The organism is Bacillus sp. AFS077874 (genome assembly GCF_002566505.1).
Classification (GTDB): domain Bacteria; phylum Bacillota; class Bacilli; order Bacillales; family Bacillaceae_G; genus Gottfriedia.
This window is the reverse complement of the sequence record NZ_NUYF01000025.1, coordinates 1-24,996: the sequence shown is the minus strand read 5'-3', so window position 1 is coordinate 24,996 and position 24,996 is coordinate 1. Positions and strand designations below refer to the sequence as shown.

The 24,996-nt window shown below is 33.6% G+C and carries 22 protein-coding genes and 7 tRNA genes; 23 read left to right on the top strand and 6 right to left on the bottom strand.

The features are described 5' to 3' along the window. Nucleotides 1–50: 50 nt before the first annotated feature. The 15 genes from COJ46_RS18940 to COJ46_RS18870 all read left to right on the top strand — a co-directional run bounded on the left by COJ46_RS18940 (nt 51) and on the right by COJ46_RS18870 (nt 12,034). Nucleotides 51–123: transfer RNA gene (locus tag COJ46_RS18940), tRNA-Thr, on the top strand. 9 nt (nt 124–132) lie between these two features. Next, nucleotides 133–208, top strand: a tRNA-His gene (locus tag COJ46_RS18935). A gap of 6 nt (nt 209–214) precedes the next feature. Further along, nucleotides 215–285 (top strand) — tRNA-Gly (locus COJ46_RS18930). A gap of 17 nt (nt 286–302) precedes the next feature. Further along, nucleotides 303–379, top strand: a tRNA-Ile gene (locus tag COJ46_RS18925). Nucleotides 380–399: 20 nt separating this feature from the next. Next, nucleotides 400–474: transfer RNA gene (locus tag COJ46_RS18920), tRNA-Asn, on the top strand. Nucleotides 475–480: 6 nt separating this feature from the next. Continuing rightward, nucleotides 481–571, top strand: a tRNA-Ser gene (locus COJ46_RS18915). An 11-nt stretch (nt 572–582) separates the two neighbouring features. Further along, nucleotides 583–654 (top strand) — tRNA-Glu (locus COJ46_RS18910). 491 nt (nt 655–1,145) lie between these two features. After that, nucleotides 1,146–1,700 carry a bifunctional transcriptional activator/DNA repair enzyme AdaA gene (locus COJ46_RS18905; protein ID WP_097979329.1) on the top strand — a complete coding sequence of 185 codons (555 nt, stop codon included), beginning with the start codon at nt 1,146–1,148 and terminating at the stop codon, nt 1,698–1,700. Next, nucleotides 1,697–2,596: a DMT family transporter gene (locus COJ46_RS18900; protein WP_098566190.1), complete on the top strand. Its 900-nt coding sequence runs from the start codon at nt 1,697–1,699 to the stop codon at nt 2,594–2,596. The genes COJ46_RS18905 and COJ46_RS18900 overlap by 4 nt, the downstream gene beginning before the upstream one ends. 647 nt (nt 2,597–3,243) lie before the next feature. Beyond that, entirely contained in the window at nt 3,244–5,172 is a 1,929-nt protein-coding gene (gene glgB, locus COJ46_RS18895) for a 1,4-alpha-glucan branching protein GlgB (protein ID WP_097979332.1), read from the top strand. Further along, nucleotides 5,120–6,247: a glucose-1-phosphate adenylyltransferase gene (locus COJ46_RS18890; RefSeq protein ID WP_069034771.1), complete on the top strand. Its 1,128-nt coding sequence runs from the start codon at nt 5,120–5,122 to the stop codon at nt 6,245–6,247. The genes glgB and COJ46_RS18890 overlap by 53 nt, the downstream gene beginning before the upstream one ends. A 48-nt stretch (nt 6,248–6,295) precedes the next feature. Further along, nucleotides 6,296–7,315 carry a GlgC family sugar phosphate nucleotidyltransferase gene (locus COJ46_RS18885; protein WP_097979327.1) on the top strand — a complete coding sequence of 340 codons (1,020 nt, stop codon included), beginning with the start codon at nt 6,296–6,298 and terminating at the stop codon, nt 7,313–7,315. Continuing rightward, entirely contained in the window at nt 7,309–8,742 is a 1,434-nt protein-coding gene (glgA, locus tag COJ46_RS18880; protein WP_097979326.1) for a glycogen synthase GlgA, read from the top strand. The genes COJ46_RS18885 and glgA overlap by 7 nt, the downstream gene beginning before the upstream one ends. Nucleotides 8,743–8,767: 25 nt before the next feature. Further along, nucleotides 8,768–11,176 (top strand): glycogen/starch/alpha-glucan phosphorylase, encoded by a 2,409-nt coding sequence (locus COJ46_RS18875; RefSeq protein ID WP_097979325.1) that lies wholly within the window; start codon nt 8,768–8,770, stop codon nt 11,174–11,176. Between the two features lie 63 nt (nt 11,177–11,239). Beyond that, nucleotides 11,240–12,034, top strand: a complete 795-nt coding sequence (locus COJ46_RS18870) for a lipase family protein (protein WP_097979324.1) — start codon at nt 11,240–11,242, stop codon at nt 12,032–12,034. Between the two features lie 80 nt (nt 12,035–12,114). Here COJ46_RS18870 and COJ46_RS18865 read toward each other — a convergent pair whose 3' ends face one another. Then, nucleotides 12,115–12,903: a TIGR00266 family protein gene (locus tag COJ46_RS18865; RefSeq protein WP_097979323.1), complete on the bottom strand. Its 789-nt coding sequence runs from the start codon at nt 12,901–12,903 to the stop codon at nt 12,115–12,117. 474 nt (nt 12,904–13,377) lie between these two features. Between COJ46_RS18865 and COJ46_RS18860 the strand changes: the two genes are divergently transcribed. Continuing rightward, nucleotides 13,378–13,578 carry a cold-shock protein gene (locus COJ46_RS18860; RefSeq protein ID WP_056473269.1) on the top strand — a complete coding sequence of 67 codons (201 nt, stop codon included), beginning with the start codon at nt 13,378–13,380 and terminating at the stop codon, nt 13,576–13,578. A gap of 59 nt (nt 13,579–13,637) precedes the next feature. On the opposite strand, the gene COJ46_RS18855 is transcribed toward COJ46_RS18860, so the two are convergent. The 3 genes from COJ46_RS18855 to COJ46_RS18845 form a co-directional block, all read right to left on the bottom strand. Beyond that, nucleotides 13,638–14,102 (bottom strand): TspO/MBR family protein, encoded by a 465-nt coding sequence (locus tag COJ46_RS18855; protein ID WP_097979322.1) that lies wholly within the window; start codon nt 14,100–14,102, stop codon nt 13,638–13,640. Between the two features lie 108 nt (nt 14,103–14,210). Then, the gene (locus COJ46_RS18850) at nt 14,211–14,960 is read right to left on the bottom strand and encodes a TraR/DksA C4-type zinc finger protein (protein ID WP_097979321.1); all 750 of its coding nucleotides are present in this window, start codon (nt 14,958–14,960) and stop codon (nt 14,211–14,213) included. 99 nt (nt 14,961–15,059) lie between these two features. Next, entirely contained in the window at nt 15,060–15,983 is a 924-nt protein-coding gene (locus tag COJ46_RS18845) for a 1,4-dihydroxy-2-naphthoate polyprenyltransferase (protein WP_097979320.1), read from the bottom strand. Nucleotides 15,984–16,137: 154 nt separating this feature from the next. Here COJ46_RS18845 and COJ46_RS18840 point away from each other — a divergent pair, with 154 nt between their 5' ends. The 6 genes from COJ46_RS18840 (at nt 16,138) to menC (ending at nt 23,705) form a co-directional block, all read left to right on the top strand. Continuing rightward, nucleotides 16,138–17,544, top strand: coding sequence for an isochorismate synthase (locus COJ46_RS18840; protein ID WP_097979319.1), 1,407 nt, complete (start codon nt 16,138–16,140; stop codon nt 17,542–17,544). Continuing rightward, the gene (gene menD / locus COJ46_RS18835) at nt 17,534–19,273 is read left to right on the top strand and encodes a 2-succinyl-5-enolpyruvyl-6-hydroxy-3-cyclohexene-1-carboxylic-acid synthase (RefSeq protein WP_097979318.1); all 1,740 of its coding nucleotides are present in this window, start codon (nt 17,534–17,536) and stop codon (nt 19,271–19,273) included. Before COJ46_RS18840 ends, menD begins: the two co-directional genes overlap by 11 nt. Nucleotides 19,274–19,291: 18 nt before the next feature. After that, on the top strand, nt 19,292–20,119 hold the full coding sequence (gene menH, locus COJ46_RS18830; RefSeq protein ID WP_097979317.1) for a 2-succinyl-6-hydroxy-2,4-cyclohexadiene-1-carboxylate synthase: 828 nt from the start codon (nt 19,292–19,294) through the stop codon (nt 20,117–20,119). Further along, nucleotides 20,116–20,934, top strand: coding sequence for a 1,4-dihydroxy-2-naphthoyl-CoA synthase (menB, locus tag COJ46_RS18825; protein WP_097979316.1), 819 nt, complete (start codon nt 20,116–20,118; stop codon nt 20,932–20,934). The genes menH and menB overlap by 4 nt, the downstream gene beginning before the upstream one ends. A gap of 207 nt (nt 20,935–21,141) precedes the next feature. Then, nucleotides 21,142–22,584, top strand: a complete 1,443-nt coding sequence (locus COJ46_RS18820; protein ID WP_097979315.1) for an o-succinylbenzoate--CoA ligase — start codon at nt 21,142–21,144, stop codon at nt 22,582–22,584. A gap of 11 nt (nt 22,585–22,595) precedes the next feature. Beyond that, entirely contained in the window at nt 22,596–23,705 is a 1,110-nt protein-coding gene (menC, locus tag COJ46_RS18815; protein WP_097979314.1) for an o-succinylbenzoate synthase, read from the top strand. 47 nt (nt 23,706–23,752) lie between these two features. On the opposite strand, the gene yidD is transcribed toward menC, so the two are convergent. Beyond that, complete coding sequence (gene yidD / locus COJ46_RS18810) at nt 23,753–24,007, bottom strand: membrane protein insertion efficiency factor YidD (RefSeq protein ID WP_097979313.1); 255 nt, start codon at nt 24,005–24,007, stop codon at nt 23,753–23,755. A 24-nt stretch (nt 24,008–24,031) separates the two neighbouring features. Beyond that, nucleotides 24,032–24,178: a YtzI protein gene (ytzI, locus tag COJ46_RS18805; protein ID WP_097979312.1), complete on the bottom strand. Its 147-nt coding sequence runs from the start codon at nt 24,176–24,178 to the stop codon at nt 24,032–24,034. Nucleotides 24,179–24,344: 166 nt separating this feature from the next. Here ytzI and ytkD point away from each other — a divergent pair, with 166 nt between their 5' ends. Beyond that, the gene (gene ytkD, locus COJ46_RS18800) at nt 24,345–24,824 is read left to right on the top strand and encodes an RNA deprotection pyrophosphohydrolase (protein ID WP_097979311.1); all 480 of its coding nucleotides are present in this window, start codon (nt 24,345–24,347) and stop codon (nt 24,822–24,824) included. Nucleotides 24,825–24,996: the final 172 nt, after the last annotated feature.

The window sequence follows — 24,996 nt, the reverse complement described above, 5'->3', positions numbered from 1 at the left end:
TCCCGAGCCACCATCTTAAATAAATAAGTAAATAAATTAGCTTTTAATAAGCCGACTTAGCTCAATTGGTAGAGCAACTGACTTGTAATCAGTAGGTTGGGGGTTCAAGTCCTCTAGTCGGCACTCTTTATGGCGGTCGTGGCGAAGTGGTTAACGCATCGGATTGTGGTTCCGACACTCGTGGGTTCGATTCCCATCGGTCGCCCCATATTATGCGGGTGTAGTTTAATGGTAAAATAGAAGCCTTCCAAGCTTCGGTCGTGGGTTCGATTCCCATCACCCGCTTTTTTATAAAATTTAATGGGCCTATAGCTCAGCTGGTTAGAGCGCACGCCTGATAAGCGTGAGGTCGATGGTTCGAGTCCATTTAGGCCCACCATTAAATTTAAAATTAATTTTTCCGCAGTAGCTCAGTGGTAGAGCACTCGGCTGTTAACCGAGTGGTCGTAGGTTCGAACCCTACCTGCGGAGCCATATGATAGAGAAGTACCCAAGTGGCTCAAGGGGCGCCCCTGCTAAGGGTGTAGATCGGGTAACCGGTGCGAGGGTTCGAATCCCTTCTTCTCTGCCATATTTTTTTTTGGCCCGTTGGTCAAGCGGTTAAGACACCGCCCTTTCACGGCGGTAACACGGGTTCGAGTCCCGTACGGGTCATATCTAAAGCTCAGTTATTTGTGATAACACAGGTAACTGAGTTTTTTTATTTGTCTTTTTTATGACTTTAGTGAACGAGCTTTAATTGAATATGTCTTTCTTCATTATATTAGAGTATTCTTTGTACGTTTAGGATGTACAGGGAGTTAACTCTCATAGATTCAATATGGTTTCTGTCTATTTTACAAATAAAGTAATGGAAACAGCACATCTTAGTCTTAGTTCTCCACGCTCTCGCCCTTTTCCTTTTCCATTAATCTTCATTCGGGTCAATATTCTTCATTATCAAAACTTAAAGTCTTTTTCACTCATTTTAAATTCCAACATCATTTATCCTCACCTTTTAGTTAAAACGTCGTTTAAATCCATTTTTTTAAAGTGTTCTTCAAATAATAAATATTACAAGACCAAAGAAATTAGAAAGCAAGAAATTGAAAGCAAGCGCATGATCTTAGTGTTAAAATGTGAATAGCTAAAGATGAGGTGATTAAATGAACGGATTAAATAATCAGGTCATGTGGGATGCAGTTGAATCATGCGATGAAAACTACGATGGAGTTTTTATTTATGCAGTTAAGTCCACTGGAATCTGTTGTAAACCTTCTTGTAAGTCAAGAACCCCATTAAAAGAAAATGTGTCATATTATCCGTCATTTTCTTTGGCAATTAAAGATGGGTACCGTCCATGTAAAAGATGTCGTCCTGATTTACTTCACTCAAATGAGGAGGATATTATTTTATCTGCCAAACATTTTATTGAAAAAGAATATCGAAATAGTTTAACACTGGATCGGTTAGCAATTGAAGTTGGAGTAAGTAAATTTCATTTGCAAAGATTATTTAAAAAATCAACAGGTTTATCACCGTTAGAATACGCAACTAGGTTAAGAATGATTGAAGCTTTGAGATTATTACGAGATACTGAGAAAACTATAACTGAAATAGCTCATAATCTTGGTTTTAAAGGCTCTGCACATTTTTCAAGCATGTTTCGTCATCATTTTAATTACACTCCAACTACATTCAGAAAGGGGTTAAATAAATGAAGTTAAAAGATGGAATAGCTTTATTGAGTCTAGCTGCATTATGGGGAGCTTCATTTTTATTTATTCGGATTGCTTCACCTGTTTTTGGACCAATTTTAACAATAGAGGGAAGAGTTACAATTGCTGCGTTAGCCCTGGTGCTATATTTGATTATTACTAAAAAGTCATTACACTTTAAAGAGAGATGGAGACAATATTTAATAATAGGGGCATTAAATGGAGCAATCCCATTTACATTAATTGCTACATCAGCATTATATTTGCCAGCCTCAATGTCATCAATTCTAAACTCTTTGACGCCATTATTTACAGCGCTGGTTGTTTTTTTATGGACAAAAGAAAGGTTGAGTATTCGCAAGTTAACTGGAATAATAGTGGGAGTAATAGGAGTGATCTTGTTAGTAGGATGGAGTTCAATTCCCTTTACTTATGATGTTAAAATAGCAATTGGACTAGCAGTTTTATCGGCTATTTCATATGGAATTGCGGGTGTTTATGCAAAGAAGGCATTTGCCTTAGTACCACCACTTTCACTTGCAGCTGGTCAACAAATTGGTGCTGCAATTTTACTTTTACCTTTTACATTTTTAAATTTCACTGAGTCTACAGATAACGTATCAGGAGTTGCGATATTGGCAGTACTAGGATTAGCATTATTTTGTACTGCTATAGCATATTTATTGTATTTTTATCTTATCGAAAGTGTTGGGCCTACCAAAACATTAAGTGTTACTTTTTTAATTCCAGTGTTTGGAATAATCTGGGGTATTCTTATTTTGAAAGAACATATTACATTAGGGATGTTGTTTGGTTTTCTTGTCATTTTATGTGGGGTATTCCTGATTTCAGATATTCGTTTACGTGTAATAACATCAAATAAGCGAATGCAAGCCTAATAAGCTTTTAAATAATAAGCCAAAAAAGGATTTTCGTAAAAACGAAGATCCTTTTTACTATATTACGATTGTTATTTTATTGAGTTAATAATAAGACCTACCTAAGTAGGTAAATATACCCAAGCTTTAGTAAGTTTGAAGCGAATCTACATGAATCTCAATAATTTTTGTTGAATTGCCTAAAATATAAGTCAGGTAATTTAAATTCACTATTTTGATCAATATGCATTTCGGTTTAAAGATTTTTTTATTTTTCATCTAAATATTTAAATAATTTGCTAATGATTTCTAAATATTTTTCAAAAAAAACTCTCCCCCGTAATCCGACAATTTTCTACAATTCTTTTTAAAAATAAAGTTTATATGTTATAAAAGTGTGAAATATGTATGAAATTTTATGAAAAATCAAAAATTTACAAATTGTTACAAGGGAATTTCGAAATAATATGTATAAATATACATCAATATTCGTTCGACAAATTCGACATTTTTACGACAAACGCAACAATGACAACGGTTTCATGAATGGTTATTCATTTTACGAAAAAAGTTTTTGAATTTTTTTTGCATAAAAACAAGGTGAATATATATATTTGTAGAATATTAAGAGATAGAAGAATTTAAGAGATTGTAATGAGGTGAGGATGTTGCTTTTGACACGGCCAACTGAGTTTGATGTGCATTTATTCCATGAGGGAAGTTTATTCCATAGCCATGAATGCTTTGGGGCACATGTTGTAAAAAAAGGGAATAAAGTTGGAACTACTTTTGCAGTGTGGGCTCCACATGCGAAAGGTGTCTCAGTTGTTGGGGACTTTAATAGTTGGAATGGTTCTGAACATAAAATGGAAAAGTTGAACGATCAAGGGATTTGGACGATATATATCCCCGAAATTGGTCATGGGACGATATACAAATATGAAATTTCGACCAAACGTGGTGAAGTTTTATTAAAAAGTGATCCTTTTGCTTTCTATAGTGAACTAAGACCAAGCACAGCTTCGATCGTTTATGATCTTTCGGGGTATAAATGGAAAGATGCAAAATATCGTAAGCAGAAATTTAAAAAGTCTGTATATGAAGAACCTGTTTTAATTTATGAAGTACATTTAGGGTCTTGGAAAAAGAAGAAAAACGGTGATTTCTACACTTATGCAGAATTAGCGACAGAACTAATTCCATATGTAAAAGATCATGGTTTTACACATATTGAAATCTTACCATTAGTCGAACATCCATATGATCGTTCTTGGGGGTATCAAGGAGTAGGATATTTTTCTTCTACTAGTCGATATGGAAATCCTCATGAACTAATGAGCTTTATAGACGAATGTCACCAGAACGGATTAGGAGTCATTATGGATTGGGTGCCTGGTCACTTTTGTAAGGATTCTCATGGATTATACATGTTTGATGGTGAACCGACATATGAATATGAAGGTTATGATGCTAGAGAAAATGAAGTATGGGGAACAGCGAATTTTGATTTATCAAAACCAGAAGTAAAATCATTCCTTATTTCAAACGCCTTATATTGGATGGAGTATTTTCATATTGATGGTTTCAGGGTAGATGCTGTTGCAAATATATTATATTGGAAAAATAGAAATGAAGAGAATCCTTTTGCAACTCAGTTTTTAAGAAAATTAAATGAAGCGGTATTTGAACATGATCCGCAAGTATTAATGATTGCAGAAGATTCTACTGATTGGCCATTAGTTACTGCACCTACATACGAAGGTGGATTAGGTTTTAATTTTAAGTGGAATATGGGTTGGATGAATGATGTTTTGACTTATATGGAGACTCACCCAACGGAAAGAAAGCATCATCATAATAAGATGACTTTCTCGTTTTTATATGCCTTCTCAGAAAATTTTGTTTTACCTTTTTCACATGATGAAGTAGTACATGGTAAGAAATCTTTGTTAAATAAAATGCCAGGTACATATGAGGAAAAGTTTGCTCAATTAAGAGTACTATTTGGTTATTATTTATCTCATCCAGGTAAGAAGCTCCTATTTATGGGTAGTGAATTTGGGCAATTTGATGAGTGGAAGGATTTAGAGCAAGTTGATTGGATGATTAAAGATTATGAATATCATTCCAAGATGAACAAATATTTCAAAGAATTATTATCGATTTATAAAAAAAATAAATCACTTTATGAAGTTGATAATCATTGGGATGGATTTTCATGGATTGATGCAAATAATGCAGATCAAAGTGTATTTTCATTTATCCGTAAAGGAAAAAACAAAGAGGATTATGTCATCGTAATCTGTAATTTTAGAGAAAGTTCTTATGACACATATCGAATTGGAGTACCTGCAAAGCATCGATATAAAGAATTGCTCTCAAGTGACTATATACAATTTGGTGGAGATAGTAAAATAAATCGTTCTGCCATTGAATCAGAAGAAATACCATACCATGGTTTTCCATACAGTATTGAAATAGCATTACCTGCCTTTAGTTTTACAATCATTCGTCCAGTTAAAATGCGAAAGGGGATTAGCAGCAATGGTTCAGAAAAAATGCGTAGCAATGTTACTAGCAGGGGGAAAAGGGAGTAGATTAAGTTCTTTAACAAAAGAACTAGCAAAACCAGCCGTAGCTTTCGGAGGTAAATATCGAATAATAGATTTTACTTTAAGTAATTGCACAAATTCAGGTATTGATACTGTTGGGGTGCTAACTCAATATCAGCCACTAGTACTAAACTCATATATTGGTATAGGAAGTGCATGGGATTTAGATCGCTTAAATGGTGGGGTAACTGTTTTACCACCATATTCAGAAGCATCTGGAGTTAAATGGTATACAGGTACTGCAAGTGCAATTTATCAAAACTTAAATTATATAAAGCAATATCAGCCTGAATATGTTTTGATTCTTTCAGGTGATCATATTTATAAGATGGACTATAGTAAAATGCTAGACTATCACATTGAAAAAGAGGCAGATGTATCGATTTCAGTTATCGAAGTTCCGATTGATGAAGCTAGCCGTTTCGGAATTATGAATACAAATGATGAAATGGATATTATAGAATTTGAAGAAAAACCTCAATATCCGAAGAGTAATTTAGCATCAATGGGAATTTATATTTTTAAATGGAATGTTTTAAAAGAGTTTTTAGAGATGGATGATCGTAATCCAGAATCAAGTAATGACTTTGGTAAAGATGTTATTCCGCTTTTATTAGAAGAAAAGAAAAAAGTAGTTGCATATCCTTTCAAAGGTTATTGGAAAGATGTTGGTACAGTAAAAAGCTTATGGGAAGCAAATATGGATTTGTTAAATGAAGATAGTGAACTAAATATTTATGACCGTGATTGGCGCATATATTCAGTTAATCCAAATCAACCGCCACAATATATTGCACCTACAGCAATCGTTGAAGACTCTCTAATTAATGAGGGATGTGTTGTTGAAGGATTTATATCACATTCTGTATTATTCCAAGGTGTAACAATCGGAGAAGGCAGTATGATAAAAGATTCTGTCGTTATGCCAGGTTGTGTTATTGGAAAAGATGTTCGAATTGAGAGTGCTGTAGTAGCTCCTGGAATGGTTATTCCTGATGGAAGCCTGTTAGGTCCTGAGAAAGATTATGAAGAGGTAATTCTAGTAACAAGCGAAGAATAAGAGGTGGCTCATTCCTCAAATAGAAAAATAGATTGAGAGGGTTATTTGATGAAACATACTATGCTAGGAATAATTGAGGCGTCAACACATTTTGAATCTTTAAAGCCGTTAACACAGCATCGACCATTAGCAACACTTCCTTATGCAGGTCGATATCGTTTGATCGATTTTATGTTAAGTAATATGGTGAACTCTGGTATTACGAGTGTTGCTGTATTTCCTGATCAACCTTATCGATCAATTATTGATCACTTAGGCTCCGGTAAACATTGGGACTTAAATCGTAAAAAGGATGGATTATTTATTTTTACGCCAGAACCAACTGATGGAGCTTTTGGTACATTCGATTTCATCGAAAAGCATATTCAATTTTTACAACGTTCTACTCAAAAGTATGTAGTAGTAGCAAATACTTATACGATTTGCTCTGTGGATTTTAGACCAGTTTTAAAGAGACATATCGAAACAAATGCACAAATTACTGAGCTAAAGCAGTTCGGTAAATCTTTAAATATCTATATCCTTGAAAAAGAGTTATTGTTAAAGCTTTTTGAAAACTTCCACGAAAAAGGCTATGAAACAATTATGGACGTTGTACGCGATCAAAATAATGAGGTTGAACTAAGTGCGTATGAAATACCTCAACAAGTTTCAATCATTCAAACAATTGAGGATTATTTCGAGCAAAGTATGAAATTATTAAATCCTGAGATATGGAATCAATTATTCTTAAAATCTTATCCTGTCTTTACTAAGGTTAAAGATGAGCCACCAACAAAATATTCAAAAGAAGCAATTGTGAAAAATTCAATTGTAGCTAATGGATGTGAAATTGAGGGAACAGTTGAAAATAGTATTATTTCAAGAGCTGTGAAAATTGGAAAAAATACAATTATTCGAAATTGTGTTGTTATGCAAAAATCAAACATTGGAGATAATTGTATATTAGATGGCGTTATATTAGATAAAGATGTTCGAATAGAAGATGGTGTTGAAATAAAAGGAAGCTTAAGTGAGCCAGTAGTGCTTCAAAAAGGTTCAGTCCAAGGAGCGTTGATTCAGTGGTAAATGTTTTATATATTGTTTCAGAATGTGTACCTTTTGTTAAATCGGGAGGGCTTGCAGATGTTGCAGGCGCTCTCCCTAAGTATTTAAATAAACTAAATACGAATGTAAGAGTAATGCTTCCATTCTACTCGTTAATTCCCGCTAAATATAGAGATGAAGCTAAGCTAGTAAAAGAGCTATCTATAAATCTAGGCTGGAGAAAACAGTATTGTGGTTTATTTGAATTGAAAGTAGAAGGAACAACTTATTATTTTATCGATAACGAGTACTATTTTAATCGTGATAAGTTGTATGGTCATTTTGATGATGGAGAGCGTTTTGCATTCTTTTCACTAGCTGCAATTGAGTGTATTAAAGAATTAGACTTTAAACCTGATGTCATTCACTGTCATGACTGGCATACTGCAATGATCCCATTTTTCATGAAAGAGTATGGCGCATTAAAAGATATTAATCCAAAAATAAAATCTGTATTTACAATCCATAACCTTCAATTCCAAGGCGTATTTTCAAAAGAAGTAATGGACGATATGTTAGGAATTGATGAACAATATTTTCGCGATGACTATTTAAAATTTTACGATTGTATCAACTTTATGAAAGCTGGAATTATTTCAAGTGATTTCGTAACAACTGTTAGTCCAACATATAAAGAAGAAATTAAGCATGAATTTTTTGGAGAGCAATTAGATGGACTATTACGTGAGCAAGATCACAAACTTTTTGGGATTGTAAACGGAATTGATGAAACAATTTATAATCCAGCTACTGATCGGAAAATACACTCTAATTTTGATGAATTTACAATCGAAAATAAGACAGATAATAAATTGAAATTGCAGGAGTCACTTGAATTAAAAATTGATGAGAATATTCCTATTATTGCAATGGTTTCCCGATTAACAAGTCAAAAAGGTATTGATCTTATTCAACATGTATTCCCACAAATTATGGATCATAATGTCCAAGTAGTAATTTTAGGTTCTGGCGATGAAGAATTCGAAAACTTTTTTAAAGCAATGGAGCATAACTACTACGATAAAGTTAGAGCTTACATTGGATTTGATGAACGCTTTGCTCATCAGATTTATGCAGGTGCAGATTTATTCCTTATGCCTTCACTATTTGAGCCATGTGGACTAGGTCAGCTTATTGCGATGAAATACGGGTGTGTTCCAATCGTAAGAGAGACTGGGGGGCTAAATGATACTGTCCAGTCATATAATGAAGAGACGAAGAGTGGAAATGGATTTACTTTTACTAACTATAATGCTCACGATATGCTTCACACAATTGAACGTGGATTGAGTATTTATGAGAATAAAAAACATTGGAAATCAGTCAGAAGGAATGCAATTAGAAAAGATTCAAGTTGGTTAAAATCTGCTAAAGAATATGCAAAACTATATATGCAGTCTTCAAAGTAAAAATCTTTTAGGGCGAGGTGATTCCATGTTTTCTAGTGTGGAGGAGTTTGAGTGGAGTTTTAAAGAGAAGCTAGAAAGTATGCATGGAAAGAGTACTGCAGATAGCACTACTCAAGAGCAATTTCAAACACTTGGAACGATGATTCGTGAACATATAAGCGGTAATTGGTTAGGTACGAGTGAACAATACCGATTAGAGCGAAAAAAACAAGTTTATTATTTATCAATTGAATTCTTATTAGGAAAGCTTATGAAAAGTAACTTAATTCATCTAGGGCTTAGAGAGTTATGTGAATCTGGCCTCGAGAGATTAGGAATTTCTTTAAGTGCTCTTGAGGAGTTTGAAAGCGATGCTGGTCTTGGAAATGGTGGACTTGGACGGCTAGCATCTTGTTTTCTAGATTCGCTAGCATCACAAGACTTGCCTGGTCATGGATGTGGCATCCGCTACAAACATGGCCTATTTGACCAAAAAATTGTTGATGGATATCAAGTCGAGCTACCTGAACAATGGCTGAAATACGGAAATGTTTGGGAAGTTCGAAGAGATGATGAAGCAATTGAAGTTTTATTCGGTGGAGAAGTAGAAACAGTTAATAATAAAAATCGATTGGAATTCCGCCTTCATGGTGCAGAAGCAATCACAGCGGTACCATATGATTTACCAATTATCGGCTATCATACAAACACTGTAAATACATTAAGATTATGGAGTGCTGAAGCGTCTACTCATTCCTCAAATAAATCACTGATGAAATATAAGCGAGAGGCTGAAGCAGTGTCAGAATTCTTATATCCAGATGATACACATGATGAAGGAAAGATTTTACGTCTAAAACAGCAATATTTTTTAGTTTCTGCAAGTATTCAAAGAATAGTAGATTCATATAAGGAGCAGTACGGTAATATTCGTAAGATCCATGAAGAAATTGCTATTCATGTAAATGATACACATCCAGTTTTAGCGATTCCTGAGTTAATGAGAATATTAATCGATGTTGAAAAGTTATCCTGGGATGAAGCGTGGGAAATTACAACTCAAACGATTTCATATACGAATCATACAACTTTATCAGAAGCACTTGAAAAATGGAGAGTTGATTTATTTAAGCCATTATTACCAAGAATTTATATGATTGTAGAAGAAATAAATGAAAGATATTGTAAAGAACTCTGGAACAAATACCCAGGTGATTGGGATCGAATTGAACAAATGGCTATTATTGCTCATGGAGTCGTTAAAATGGCTCATTTAGCAATTGTAGGCAGTAAGAGCGTTAATGGAGTTGCTGAAATCCACACTGAAATTTTAAAACAAAGAGAAATGAAGCTTTTTTATGAGTATGAACCATTCAAGTTTAATAATAAAACAAATGGTATTACTCATAGAAGATGGTTACTCCAATGTAATCCTGAGCTTAGTAGCTTAATAAATGATTCGATCGGAGACGGTTGGATACACGAACCAACTCAACTTGAGAATCTATTAGAGTATCAAAATGACGATGCATTCTTAGAGCAATTTATGAATGTAAAGAAAAAGAGAAAAGAAGTTCTCGAAAATTATGTTCACTATACAAATGGAATTGCATTAGATACAGATTCAATTTTTGATATTCAAGTAAAACGGATGCATGCATATAAAAGACAATTACTAAATGTTTTACATATCATGTATTTATATAATCGTTTGAAGGAAGATTCACACTTTAAAATGCATCCTAGAACTTTTATTTTTGGAGCAAAGGCATCTCCAGGCTACTACTTTGCTAAAAAGATCATTAAATTAATTCATTCAGTAGCTGATATTATTAATAATGATCGCTATATAAGTCAATTTATTAAAGTAGTTTTTATTGAAAATTACCGAGTTTCACTAGGTGAAATTATTTTTCCAGCAGCGGATGTAAGTGAACAAATATCGACAGCAAGTAAAGAAGCTTCGGGTACTGGGAATATGAAATTTATGATGAATGGTGCTTTAACGATTGGTACACTTGATGGTGCAAACATTGAAATTTTAAGAGAAGTTGGCGAGGAGAATATTTTTACATTCGGACTTACAGCTGACGAGGTATTAAATTATTACCAATACGGTGGATATAAAAGCAGTGATTATTACCATCATGATCTACGAATAAAAAAGGTGTTAGATCAAATGCTTCACGGGTTATTTCCTTTACCAAGGGAAGAATTTGAACCAATTTTTGATTCGCTCATGTCTTATAATGATGAGTATTTCTTACTTAGAGATTTCTCTTCATATGTAAAAGCTCATGAATGTATTAATCATACGTATCAAAATAAAAGAGATTGGGCTATAAAAAGTCTTAATAATGTTGCGAAATCGGGGTTTTTTACGAGTGATCGCACGATTCGTCAATACGCATCAGAAATATGGAATATTCATCAAAGAACATTACACCATTCTTAACCTCCTCTTAGATTATTAGGAGGTTTTTCATATAATGATGAAAAGCAAGAAAGGAGAGATACGTTGAAATTCCTTTCAGTTGACTATGATAAGGCCTTAGAATTATTACTTTGCATTGAACAGGCATATGCTCAGTTTGATAATGATGGTAAATTTATGATTCCTGCAAGCTATTCATTAGTAGATACAATTAAAGCATGTGCAATTGGCCAGCTAGAATGGTTTGGCTATATTATTGAAAATGATGAATCCGTAATCATTGTGTTTCGAGGAACGAAATCAGATTTGGATTGGTTAGCTGATTTAAAAATTGATCAAGACTTATTTCCTTATGTGATGAACGGTGGGAGTGTCCATTCGGGGTTTCTATCAATTTATCAATCTTGTCGAGAAATGCTTTTAGCAATTGTGAAGGAAAAGGCTCTTTCAAAAAAAATATTCATAACAGGTCATAGCTTAGGTGGTTCATTGGCCACGTTATTAGGATATGAAATAGCAATGACTGGAATTTGTAACCCAAATGTCTATTCATTTGGCTCTCCAAAAGTAGGAAATATAAAGTTTAAAGAAAACTACGATGAAAACGTTAGGCATAGTTTAAGATTTGTAAATTTATATGATATGGTCCCTTTAAGCCCACCCTTTAAAGTAGAAGTGAAGCCATTAAACATTTATTTAGAATACGTTCAAGTGCAACATCCAATCACTTTCTCACTAAATAAAGGGTCTATTAAGAATAGTCACCATTTATCGACTTATATTGAAGGCGTAAAGAAGATGCAGTTGGATTATGATTATACTCCAACCTTTACTTACAAATTACGTGAGACAGAACCAGAAGAAGAAGAAGTAATCTAATAGTACAGAAAAAAACTAGTCAAGAATTCGTTGACTAGTTTTTTGTATGTAATCAAAAAACGTTTTTAAAGTAGTCTGAATTAATCATTACCATCCAGTAAATTTCCAAGGCCACCTAATATACTTCCTTCTTCCTTAGAAGAACTTGGTAAGTATTGACCAATTCGAGAAGCTAATCTTGCTAAAGTTAATGATTGAACCCAAATTGTTCCAGGACCTTGTAATGTAGCGAAGAATAGACCTTCTCCTCCAAAAAGTGCAGTTTTTACATTTCCAACATATTCAATTTCATAATTAACATCACCAGTGAATCCAACAATACATCCGGTATCGATTTTAATTTTTTCACCCGGTTGAAGAGTTTTTTGGTAAATTGAACCACCAGCATGTAAGAAAGCAAGACCATCACCTTCGAGTTTTTGCATGATGAAGCCTTCGCCACCAAATAGGCCGGTACTTAATTTCTTTCTAAACTCGATCCCAACTGAAGTGCCTTTTGCTGCGGCTAAGAAAGAATCCTTTTGACAAATAATTTTATTTCCATACTCATGTAGATCTAAAGGTATGATTGTTCCAGGGTATGGTGCTGAGAAACTAACTGTTTTTAATGAGCTTGATCGGTTTGTAAAACTAGTCATAAACAAGCTCTCACCTGTAACAAGGCGCTTACCCGCTCCAACCAATTTTCCAAATAATCCACCTGATTGCTGTGAACCGTCACCAAAAATTGTTTCAAGTTCGATCCCATCATCCATCATCATCATTGCTCCAGCTTCAGCAACGACTGTTTCCTTTGGATCAAGCTCTACTTGTACAAACTGCATATCATGGCCATGAATTTTATATGTAACTTCATGAGAATTTTTCATTTTTATGCCTCCTTTTAGTTTAACTATACAAATATTGTAATACTAAAATCTAGTTATTTAATAATAAAAAATTTGATAAATTATTACATAATCCTCATTTATTTTAACTATTTAATGAGAAAATATGCCATTTTTATAAGAAGCTAGGTAGGTCAAAATGTATAAAAGATAAATTATAAGAATTATATAAAAAATTCTCTCAATTAAGCCTAAGTGTCATTGACGCACTTTTTTAGATATGATATATTTAAGTTACTATTAACTGCATATTTATTTGAAGGTAAGAAATTAACGATACATTTGCACTACAAAATTTTTAGTAACGCTCATTTTTCTTTGTCTTGAAAAGAAGTTTTGACCACTTTCAATGTTGTAGCAATCCTTTAGCCGATTGGACAATGACGTTCTTTTTCTTTATCCCTCTTTTATGCACGCATTAATAGTGTATATATGTATTTTTAGGAGGTATTATCGATGGAATTCGGTAAAGTTAAATGGTTTAACAGCGAAAAAGGTTTTGGATTCATCCAAACTGAAAGTGGAAACGACGTATTCGTACACTTCTCTGCAATTCAAGGCGAAGGTTTCAAAACTTTAGAAGAAGGTCAAGAAGTTCAATTCGAAATCATCGAAGGAAACCGTGGACCACAAGCAGCTAACGTAAACAAAAAATAATTTTTGTTATGTTCAAGGCATCCTTTTTTAGGATGCCTTTTTTATATTAATCTAAAAATCTATCGATTTAGTACGTAGATATTGTAATTTAAAAAGGTTGCAAATAATGACCAAATAGAATAAGGAATGAGTAATACAAATGAAGTTTTTGAATGTTTATATGCGATCATCGTTAAAAGAATTGCTGTAACAAAGACGAGTCCACAGTCAATTGTAGCCATAAGTAAATCTTTTTGTTTGAATTGAAAATAGCTAAACAACTGGTTAAAAACATAATTAATAATAAATAGAATATAAAACCATTTTGCTTTTTTAAAGGATTCTCCTAAAGAAACGATTATACATACGCTTAAAGAAATGAAAGAATACAAGAATGCCCAAATGATTCCGATTGTTTTTCCAGAAGGAGTATAGCTAGGTTTAATTAGGTGACTATACCAATCATAGTCGATCGGAAATAAAATAGAAGAAATAAAAAATAAACAGTATAAGGAGAAAAATAAAACAATTAACTTAATATTCATAAAACCTCCTCAAGTAAGTTGTCTTGATTAAGTATATGTATTTAATTTCAAAATATAAAAAAAACGACTACATTAGAGTAATCGTTTTTTAATGAAATATTAACTCATTTAGTACTTTTCAATGTCTTTCACATCAATTTCAGATAATTCTCCGTTTAAAGCTTGTTCTTCATAGTCATCAAGATCTTGTTCATATTGTTCATGTTTTCTTGTAGGGTAGACAGTTCGATTTTTTCCATAAATATCAGTTCCGATAAAGTTTTCAAATTCCTCAACATAACCAACATTTTCATAGCTCTCAGTATATGCGCTTCCATACTCCTCGATATTATTAAATTCAAAATCTGACGGAGTTTGAGAATTTCCATATCTTTCAACATCTTGTAAAGCGTCTTCAGCGTCATACATCATTGAGCGGTCTTTAGGATCTCTACTAAATGGTGGGTTTAATACTTCTTCCTCAACAGGGCGATCGTATCTTATACTTGAACTTGAAATATGCTGATCGTGAGTATGTTCGATCATCGCTTTTGCTGTAGGAAGAGCTTGTAACCGTTCAAAAGGTATTTCTTCACCACTTACTTCACATATGCCATATGTTCCATTTTCAATTTTTTGTAACGCTGTATTAACGTCATCTAGTTCGTTTCTTAAATGCTCATGAAGAGATATGTCCTTTTCACGCTCAAATAATTCAGTACCCAAATCACCTGGGTGGTTGTCTGCAAGTGAAAGCTCATCAACAGAATCTCTAAGTGAGTATGGTGTAAATGCTGGGTCATTTAGTCTTTCTTCTATATGTTCTTTTTGTTTAAGTAGTTCGTTTTTAAATGTTTGGATTTGTGATTGTGAAAGCATCATGCTCCCCCTTTTCAATAAATGAATATGACTATCCATATTTTGTTCAAAAAGGAGGAAAACATGAATTAAGTTTTTTGAGGAATTGTTCTGCCTTAATTAGGAAAAAATATTTCCAATTATTAAGCCTATAACAAGAAGGAATCCCATTATAGTATTTGTTTTTGCTGTTGCTGCCATGGCTGGCATCATTTCCATTGGTTGGGTCTTACCTATAAATCCTTTTGTTGCTTTTATTGCAACAGGAATACTTATTAATGAAATAAGTGCAAAAGGTGTAATTAAATTCATGATAACAAATAAAATAACTAAAGCATATGCAACTGCAAATAATGAACCAATAAAGATAATTGCATTCTTTTTACCTAATAAGATAACAAGTGTTTTACGTCCATTTTCTTTGTCATTATCTAGGTCACGAATATTATTTGCTGTTAAGATTGCTCCAATTGTAATTGAAGTAGGGATCGAAAGTAAGATCACATTTGATGGTAAATTTCCAGCTTGAATATAGTAAGTAATACCAATAATTACAACTCCCATAAAAAAGCCCGCTACTAACTCACCAAATGGAGTGTATGCGATTGGAAGTGGTCCACCAGTATAAAAATAAGCTGCTGCCATACAAATAAGTCCAATAACTGCGATCCACCAGCTACTTTGAGTACAAATATAAATGCCTAATAGAAGAGCGATACCAAAAAAAGTAAAAGCAAGATTTAAAACAGTTGAAGGTTTAATACCATCTCTTACGATTGCTCCACCGATACCGACAGAACCTTCATGATCTAGCCCTCTTTTATAATCATAATATTCATTAATCATATTTGCAGCGGCTTGGATTAGTAAACTTGCAATAAGCATGGAAAGAAATAAAAGTAAATGAAATGAGTGAGCTATGTGCGCTAACATTGTTCCAATCGCAACAGGAATGAACGCTGCGGTTAATGTATGTGGTCTTAATAAATTCCACCATGTTCTAAAACCTGTTGAGGAAGTTGGAGATTGAACTGTTGGTTGCATTTTAACATCCTCCTTTTTAATATTATTTGAAAATGTAGGTCATTTTACTTTAAAAAAGTATGGACGAACTTCATAAAATTGACAGTCTACATTCATCGTTGTATCTTTAGTTATATCATGTATTTAACGTATATTTAAGCTAGGGGGAACTATTATGCTTAGAACAGGTCAAATGGAATCGATTGCCTTCTTTGAGCATTCTCTTCAAAAGGCAAAAGCTTGTTCAAAACGCTTCATTTGTAAAGTGGAAAAAATAATGAATATCCATCCCCTAAGTGTTTACCATTTTTATCATGAATTGGGTTTTACTGAACGCTTTTATTGGTCAAACCAAGAAAACTCGTTAATTCTCACAGGAATTGGTACTTTAGTTCCTTTTCATCATAGTACAGAAGAACAGTATTCTGCAATAGAAAAAGAATGGAAACGCTTTGGAGAGCAAGTGTATATCGAGCAAGAAAATTGCTTTGGTACAGGACCGATAGCTCTTGGGGGTTTCTCTTTTTTTGATAACTATAAAAATGATCAAGATTGGAAGAATTTTGGTACCTCTCATTTCTATGTACCTAAATTAATGGTGACGGTTACAAACGAAGGGACATTCATCACCTCTAATTATGAAATTAATGAACAAACTACAGTAGAGGATTTATTGCTTCAATATAAAGAATATGATGACTTTTTAGAAAAGTTTGGAATGAAGCAACCAAGCTTTACACAATCAGAATGTATTAACAAAGATGAATTTGAACCAAATGAATGGATTCAAAGCGTAAAAGAAGCAATTCATCAAATGAAAAACGAAGAATTAGAAAAAGTTGTTTTAAATCGAACTTTAGATGCAACATTTTCTGCAGAAGTAAATTCAACAAAAGTAATTTATGAATTAGAAGCAACAAGAAATGTTAACTATGTTATTTCTTATCAATTAAAAGATACTGTATTTATTAGCGCTACACCTGAGCGATTAATTTCTAAGAAAAATAATACAGTTTCTTCGATGTGTCTTGCGGGATCTGCCGCAAAAGGAATAACTAAGGAAGAAAACACAGAAGCCGCCAATTGGTTATTAAATAGTAAAAAAAATAATGGTGAACATGCTTTTGTTGTAAACTATATACGAGAAACGCTACAACAATATTGTAATGAATTATCAATACCTTCAACACCAAGAATAATGGCGACTAAAAGCTTATTGCATTTATTCACGCCAGTTGAAGGGAAATTATATAATCATGTTTCTTTATTTGAATTAATTCAAGCATTACATCCAACCCCTGCACTTGGAGGATTTCCTAAGGAAGAGGCATGTAAATTAATTCGTGAACTTGAACCTGTGGACCGAGGATGGTATGGTGCACCGATTGGGTGGATTGATTTAAACGGAAATGGTGATTTTGCTGTAGGCATACGTAGCGCCTTAATTAAAGAAGATAAAGCAAAATTATATGCCGGTTGTGGTGTTGTACAAGATTCAAAACCAGAGGAAGAATTTTTTGAAACTGGTGTAAAGTTTCTGCCAATGCTAAATGCATTAGGAGGGTTACGAAATGAAAGATAATGAAGCACTAACAAAGTATATTGGTGCTCTTGTAGATGAAATAAGTGCATTAAATATAAAAAACGTTGTAATAAGTCCTGGATCACGCTCTACACCAATATCGATGTTAGTCAATGAACATCCAAAATTAAAGTCTTATATTGCAGTAGATGAAAGAGGGGCAGCATTTTTTGCTTTAGGAATCGCTAAAAGTACGAAACAGCCTACAGTTTTAATTTGTACTTCTGGAACTGCTGCTGCTAATTATATGCCAGCCATTTCTGAAGCAAAGGAATCAAGAATTCCATTAATCGTACTGACAGCCGATCGACCACATGAGCTTAGAGATATAGGTGCACCACAAGCTATGAATCAGATTGGTTTATACGGTTCATTTGTAAAAAAATTCATTGAGCTAGCCTTACCAGAGGCTTCGGAAGCTATGTACGAATACGCGCGGTCAAGCGTTAATCGACTGTACCGTTCATGTGTGACCGCTCCAATGGGGCCCGTACATATGAATGTGCCACTTCGAGAACCTTTAGTTCCTAATTTTACGATTGATGACATATACTCAGCAGGAAAGCGTAAAAATTCTGCCCACACAATACTTACTGAAACTCTTGCAACAATTTCAAATGAAACAAGTAATGAGTTCACGAAGCTTTTTCAATCAAAAAGAAAAGGCTTATTAGTTTGTGGTCCTTATGTTGAAGAAGAAGCTTTAAAGAAGATTAAATCTTTAGGGAATTTATTAGACTATCCAGTTCTATGTGATCCTCTTTCAAATGGAAGAACAATTAATGGGAATGAAGACTCGAATGTAATCGATACATATGATACATTTCTTCGTTTTGAAGACATTGTTGATTCGCTTGATTCTGAAGTTATCGTACGATTCGGAGCAATGCCTGTATCTAAAACGTTTAGCCAATATATTCAAAAACAAAAAGATTGCGAGCTAATTGTAATTGATGAAGGAGACCTATGGAGGGATCCGACATTAAAAGCAACTCAAATGATTTCTTGTGATGATATCCAGTTTTGTAATGCAATGTTGGAGTCATACGAGAAAACAAGTAGTCATGAAATAGATTGGTTGAATAAATGGAAAACAATTAATGAAAAAACAAAAAATGGACTAGAACAAGCAGAACAGTTTGATGAACTTTTTGAAGGGAAAATCGTTCAAGTTTTAGCAAAAAATTTACTTGAAGAAAGTACATTGTTTGTTTCAAACAGTATGCCTATTCGTGATGTGGATACGTTTTTACATAATCAATCTAAAAAGTTAAAAATTGCTTGTAATCGAGGGGTAAATGGAATAGATGGGACAATTGCAACCGCATTGGGGATGGCAGCTGCTGGAGAGAGTGTCACATTATTAATTGGAGATTTGTCTTTCTATCATGATTTAAATAGTCTAGTCCTTTCTAAACTACATCATTTACCTTTAAGAGTGATCCTTGTTAATAATGATGGGGGAGGAATCTTCTCATTTTTACCTCAATCAAAAGAAGAAAAACATTTTGAAGAGTTATTCGGAACTCCATTAGGATTGGAATTCGAGCATGCAACTGCCCTTTTCGGTGGAGTTCATACGAAAATTCATAATTGGTTTGAACTTGAAGATGAATTAGGTAAAAAGAATAATGGATTGCATGTTATTGAAATACAGACAAGTCGTAAAGAAAATTATGATCTTCATCAAAAAGTTTGGAGCATTGTAAAAGCAGAATACGAGAAATGAAATTAGGTGTTCTTGTTCATGGAAATTAAAATAAATGAGGTCACATATTCATATATTGAATCTGGCCAAGGGCAAACTATATTATTATTGCATGGTTTCACAGGTTCAAAGGAGACATGGGGAAGTTTAATAAGTAAACTAGAACGAAATTATCATGTAATAGCAATTGATTTATTAGGACATGGGAAAACAGATTGTCCAATTAATGATGAACGGTACAGAATGGAATCTGCTGCTAAAGATTTACATGATTTGTTAGTAAAAAAGCAAATTGATTCGGTGCATCTATTAGGCTATTCGATGGGAGGTAGACTAGCCCTCTATTTCGCTTTAGCCTATCCAACAAAAATTAAATCGCTTATGTTAGAAAGCTGCACGGCTGGTCTTAAAACTGAAAATGAAAAATTAGCTCGAATCGAACAAGACAATCATTTATCTTCAATGATCCTAAATGAAGGTATTGAAGTATTTGTTAATTATTGGGAAAACATTCCCTTATTTGCAACTCAAAAGAATTTGACATCAGAGTCACAACAAAAGATTAAACAAAGAAGATTAAATCAGTCACCAATTGGCTTAAGTAATAGTCTAAAAGGGATGGGCACGGGCATTCAACCATCTCTATGGAGTGACTTGAAGCAATTTAAAAAACCTACTTTATTAGTTTGTGGAGAATATGATGAAAAGTTTTGCTTAATAATGGAGAAAATGAACGAGAAGCTAGAAAATAGCCAAATTATTAAAATTCCACACGCAGGCCATGCAATTCATGTGGAACATTCGGAAAAATTTGCTACAATAGTAATTGGGTTTTTATTGAAAAGTGAAAAGGAGGAAATTTCATGACTATTGAATGGGTACAAGAAAGAAAGTATGAAGAAATTTTATATTCTACATATAATGGAATTGCTAAAATTTCAATCAATCGTCCGCACGTACATAACGCATTTACACCATTAACAGTATCAGAAATGATTGATGCTTTTGCTTATGCAAGAGACGACGAAAAAATTGGTGTTATTATTTTAACAGGTGAAGGTGGAAAAGCATTCTGTTCTGGTGGAGACCAAAGTGTTCGCGGACACGGTGGTTATGTTGGACAAGACCGCATTCCTCGCCTGAATGTATTAGATTTACAACGCTTAATTCGCGTTATTCCAAAGCCTGTAATTGCAATGGTAGCTGGTTATGCAATTGGTGGAGGTAACGTATTAAACGTAGTATGTGACTTAACAATCGCAGCTGAAAACGCTAAATTTGGACAAACTGGTCCTAAGGTTGGTAGCTTTGATGCTGGTTATGGCTCAGGCTATTTAGCTCGTATTGTAGGCCACAAAAAAGCTCGTGAAATTTGGTACTTATGCCGTCAATATAATGCACAAGAAGCATTAGATATGGGCTTAGTTAATAAAGTAGTACCTTTAGAAGAATTAGAAACTGAAACAGTTAAATGGGCAGAAGAAATGCTTGAAAAAAGTCCAACTGCACTTCGCTTCTTAAAAGCAGCAATGAATGCAGATACAGACGGTTTAGCTGGACTTCAACAGCTAGCTGGAGATGCAACACTTCTTTACTACACAACTGAGGAAGCAAAAGAAGGTCGCGATGCATTTAAAGAAAAACGTACACCTGATTTCGATAAATTCCCACGTTTTCCTTGATTTGAAAGAAGATAAAAGCTTGATGAGAAATCATCAAGCTTTTTTGCACATTAAGAAAGTATAAATTGGCAGCGGAGATGAAACCTCGACGTAGTTGTCCAATCTAGGAATTAAGTATAAATGCAACTACGCCTCTATCTTCGCCAATCGAAGAGTTTTCTTTAATGAACTTTTGTAAATTTAGATATTAGTCAGGAAGTGTTTTTGATGAATCAAATTCCGAATTTTTTGCTTGAGAGAGTCAGATTAACCCCTAATCGAATAGCAATTGCAACAGATGGGGAAGAAATTACGTTTAAGGATTTACATGATCGAGTTATAAATCTTGCATATAAATTTCACCATTTTGGTATAAAAGACGGATCTCATGTTTCGGTTTTAATGAATAATTCTGTTGAATTTATAGAAGTTGTTTATGCACTTCATTATATTGGAGCAACATCAATTTTATTGAATATAAGATTAAGTGATGACGAAATAGTATATCAATTAGAAAATAGTGATTCTGAATTTTTAATCGTAGCGAACTCAAATACGGTGAAAATTCCTGAAAATATAAAACTGTTAAATATAAATGAAATGGAGAACAGCGAATCAAAGGAATTTCCAATCAAGTCTAATTTTGATGGCGATAAAATCGCAACTATGATGTACACATCTGGTACTACTGGTTTCCCAAAAGCAGTTTTACAAACTTATTTTAATCATTGGAGCAGTGCAATTGCTTCAGTATTAAATTTAGGATTAGATCATAAAGATGTGTGGCTAGTCTGTTTGCCAATGTTCCATGTGGGTGGTTTATCTACTGTATATAAAAGTGCCATTTATGGCATGAAAATTGTGTTAACGAATAAAGCTGATGCACATACCATTAAGGACTGTGTCATAAAGCATAATGTAACAATTCTATCTGTTGTAACAAAAGTATTAAATGACCTATTAACCATTGTTGAAGGTACAAATGATTTAAACAGCGTAAGGGCAGCTTTACTTGGTGGAGGGCCTGCTCCGTTACCTCTTTTACAAAAGGCAAGAGCATTAAATGTGCCAGTCTATCAAACATACGGAATGACTGAAACTTGTTCACAAGTTGCAACGCTTTCTCCTGAATATATGCTTTCTAAAATTGGTTCGGCAGGTAAAGCTTTATTTGGATGTACGCTAGAAATAAGAGACAATCAACGAACTTGTTTACCAAAAGAAGTAGGAGAAATTGTAGTCAAAGGGCCGAACGTGAGTAAAGGTTATTATAAACTTTCCAAGTTAACTGATTCATCTGAGTATCTTTATACAGGTGATTTGGGTTATGTAGATGAGGATGGTTTTTTATTTGTAGTTGACCGTAGAAGTGACCTAATTATTTCCGGTGGAGAGAATATATATCCAGCAGAGATTGAATCAGTACTATTATCGCATCCAGATATCATTGAAGCTGGTGTAACAGGCAAAGAAGACCCGAATTGGGGAAAAGTACCTGTTGGATTTGTTGTTAGTAAATCCTCTAATCCTCCGTCTCAAGAAGAACTAATCGAGTATTGTCGAGATAAAATCGCAGGGTATAAAATTCCAAAGGAAATATTTTATGTAGACAACCTACCAAGAAATGCAACAAACAAGCTAGTTAGAAGAGAACTACTTAAGCTTCTATAAGGGGAATAAACATGTTGATAAGGCAAATAGAATTATTTTTAATTGAACAGCCTCTAAAAGTACCTTTTAAAACAAGCTATGGTACATATGAAAAACGTGAAAGTATAATTGTTAAAATTTTAGATGCAAACGGAATATACGGTTATGGAGAAGTCGTTGCTTTTTCAGAGCCTTGGTATACAGAGGAAACGATCCAAACAGCTCTACATACTTTACAGGATTTCTTTATACCGATCTTATTAAAAAAGCAGTTTAACCATCCAAGTGAAGTTGCTACACATTTAAATCAATTTAAAGGCAATCAAATGGCTAAATCTGGGCTTGAAGGTGCATATTGGGATTTGTATAGTAAACTACATTCAATCACTTTAGCACAAGCTTTAGGGGGCAATAAGGCAGAGATACCAGTTGGGGTAGTAATTAGTATAGACGAGCCAATAAAAATGTTGAAACAAATTAGTGCATATATAAAAGAAGGCTATGAACGATTTAAAGTTAAAGTTTCAAAAGAAAATGATTACGAAATTGTCTCAACTATACGAAATAACTATCCAACAATCCCTCTAATGATTGATGCCAATTCAGATTATTCGATTGAAGACATTCCGAAACTAAAAAAATTAGATGAATTTAATCTGTTAATGATCGAACAGCCCTTCGGCGAACGCCAATTCATCGAACACGCTATTCTTCAAAAGGAAATTTCTACTCCAGTCTGCTTAGATGAAAGTATATGTTCCATAGAGGATGTTCAAATTGCGTATGAATTAAACGCATGCAAAATCATTACCGTAAAGCCTGGGAGAGTCGGAGGATTAACTAAATCAATTGAAATTCATGATTATTGTGTTGAAAAGAATATTCCAATTTGGGTTGGAGGCATGATTGAAACCGGGATTTCTAGAATTCAAAACGTTGCATTAGCATCTCTTCCCGGATTTACAATACCAGGAGATATTTCGGCTTCATCTAGGCATTGGGAGCATGATCTCATTTTTCCAGAGGTAGCTTTAATAAATGGAAAAGTTAAAGTACCAGTTGGCCCTGGTTTAGGGGTAGAAGTGGATGAAGAGAGAATCCGAAGCATTTCTAAAAAGATTTATCAATATACTTCTCAATAAAAATAACTAAATAAAAAAATACGATCAAATTAAACTTGTTATTCATTTCAAGTTTCTTTGACCGTATCTTTTTTTGTATTCTTATTTATTTTATCAGGTACTGGATCATATCCACCTGGATGTAGTGGGTGACACTTAAGTATTCTTTTAGTCGTTAAATAAGTTCCTTTAAGCGCACCATGAGTTTGTATTGCCTCTAGTCCATAACTAGAGCAAGTAGGATAAAATCTACATGATGGTGGCGTTGCAGGTGAAATCCATTTTTGATAAAATCTAATGATTCCAATTAAAATTTTATTCATATACAAACCTTTCGTCTGCTAGAATTATTTCTCATCATGGTTATTTTTCATTTTTACGTCTTCTAGCTTATCGACTTTATGTTGTACACCATAGCCTTTATTTACAGTAAGAACGAAAGCACCGAATACAACAACGATAATTATTCCACTAACAATAAATACTCCAGTCATACTATATCCTCCTAAATAGTTATACTACTATGATATAGTATACTGTCCAATATGCAAGGCAATCAAATATTTTCATAAAGTTTCAGGAATATTATTTCAATAATGATGAAACATTTTAATAGAAATAGTACAATGGAAAAACAAGTATGAATGTAGGAAGGTTAAAATGTACATATTTAAAGATTTTTACCATAATACAGTTGAATTATCGTTTGAGAAACATCCATTTTCACTCAATCCAAAACATGTTTGGGTTATTTGTAAATACAAAGACCAATGGTTACTCACAGACCATCAAAGAAGAGGATACGAATTCCCAGGTGGAAAAGTCGAGGAAGGCGAATCACCTGAAGAAGCAGCTAAACGTGAAGTTTTAGAAGAAACAGGTGGAAATGTATCTAAAATTAATTATTTAGGGCAATACCGAGTTACAGGTAAGGATAAAATTATTATAAAAAATATTTATTTTGCCGAAATAGGAGAACTTTTAACACAAAAGCACTATTTTGAAACAAACGGCCCAGTATTGTTAGACGAATTTCCACCAAACATAAAAAAAGATCGCCGATTTAGTTTTATCATGCGTGACGAAGTATTTTCACAAAGTTTAAGTTACTTGAATACTAAAAAAAGCTCACTTTTATAAGGTGAGCTTTTTTTATAGTTTCATGAGGATGTAAGATAGCGCAAATAAGAAATTAGCTTCCTCATAAGGGGTTCATGAGGAAGTAAAACAGCTCAAAAAGGGGGAAAGGTTCCTCATAAAGGGTTCATGAGGAAGTAAGACAGCTGAAAAAAGAAAAAAGGTTCCTCATAAA

Bases quoted from the DNA above. Each gene is read 5' to 3' on its own strand.
- yidD (WP_097979313.1), bottom strand. From the start codon at position 24,007: ATGAATAAAATTTTAATTGGAATCATTAGATTTTATCAAAAATGGATT.
- COJ46_RS18865 (WP_097979323.1), bottom strand. From the start codon at position 12,903: ATGAAAAATTCTCATGAAGTTACATATAAAATTCATGGCCATGATATG.
- COJ46_RS18900 (WP_098566190.1), top strand. From the start codon at position 1,697: ATGAAGTTAAAAGATGGAATAGCTTTATTGAGTCTAGCTGCATTATGG.
- COJ46_RS18820 (WP_097979315.1), top strand. From the start codon at position 21,142: ATGAATCAAATTCCGAATTTTTTGCTTGAGAGAGTCAGATTAACCCCT.
- COJ46_RS18885 (WP_097979327.1), top strand. From the start codon at position 6,296: ATGAAACATACTATGCTAGGAATAATTGAGGCGTCAACACATTTTGAA.
- menC (WP_097979314.1), top strand. From the start codon at position 22,596: ATGTTGATAAGGCAAATAGAATTATTTTTAATTGAACAGCCTCTAAAA.
- COJ46_RS18845 (WP_097979320.1), bottom strand. From the start codon at position 15,983: ATGCAACCAACAGTTCAATCTCCAACTTCCTCAACAGGTTTTAGAACA.
- COJ46_RS18890 (WP_069034771.1), top strand. From the start codon at position 5,120: ATGGTTCAGAAAAAATGCGTAGCAATGTTACTAGCAGGGGGAAAAGGG.
- COJ46_RS18875 (WP_097979325.1), top strand. From the start codon at position 8,768: ATGTTTTCTAGTGTGGAGGAGTTTGAGTGGAGTTTTAAAGAGAAGCTA.
- COJ46_RS18905 (WP_097979329.1), top strand. From the start codon at position 1,146: ATGAACGGATTAAATAATCAGGTCATGTGGGATGCAGTTGAATCATGC.
- menH (WP_097979317.1), top strand. From the start codon at position 19,292: ATGGAAATTAAAATAAATGAGGTCACATATTCATATATTGAATCTGGC.
- COJ46_RS18860 (WP_056473269.1), top strand. From the start codon at position 13,378: ATGGAATTCGGTAAAGTTAAATGGTTTAACAGCGAAAAAGGTTTTGGA.
- COJ46_RS18855 (WP_097979322.1), bottom strand. From the start codon at position 14,102: ATGAATATTAAGTTAATTGTTTTATTTTTCTCCTTATACTGTTTATTT.
- COJ46_RS18840 (WP_097979319.1), top strand. From the start codon at position 16,138: ATGCTTAGAACAGGTCAAATGGAATCGATTGCCTTCTTTGAGCATTCT.
- ytkD (WP_097979311.1), top strand. From the start codon at position 24,345: ATGTACATATTTAAAGATTTTTACCATAATACAGTTGAATTATCGTTT.
- menD (WP_097979318.1), top strand. From the start codon at position 17,534: ATGAAAGATAATGAAGCACTAACAAAGTATATTGGTGCTCTTGTAGAT.
- menB (WP_097979316.1), top strand. From the start codon at position 20,116: ATGACTATTGAATGGGTACAAGAAAGAAAGTATGAAGAAATTTTATAT.
- ytzI (WP_097979312.1), bottom strand. From the start codon at position 24,178: ATGACTGGAGTATTTATTGTTAGTGGAATAATTATCGTTGTTGTATTC.
- COJ46_RS18850 (WP_097979321.1), bottom strand. From the start codon at position 14,960: ATGCTTTCACAATCACAAATCCAAACATTTAAAAACGAACTACTTAAA.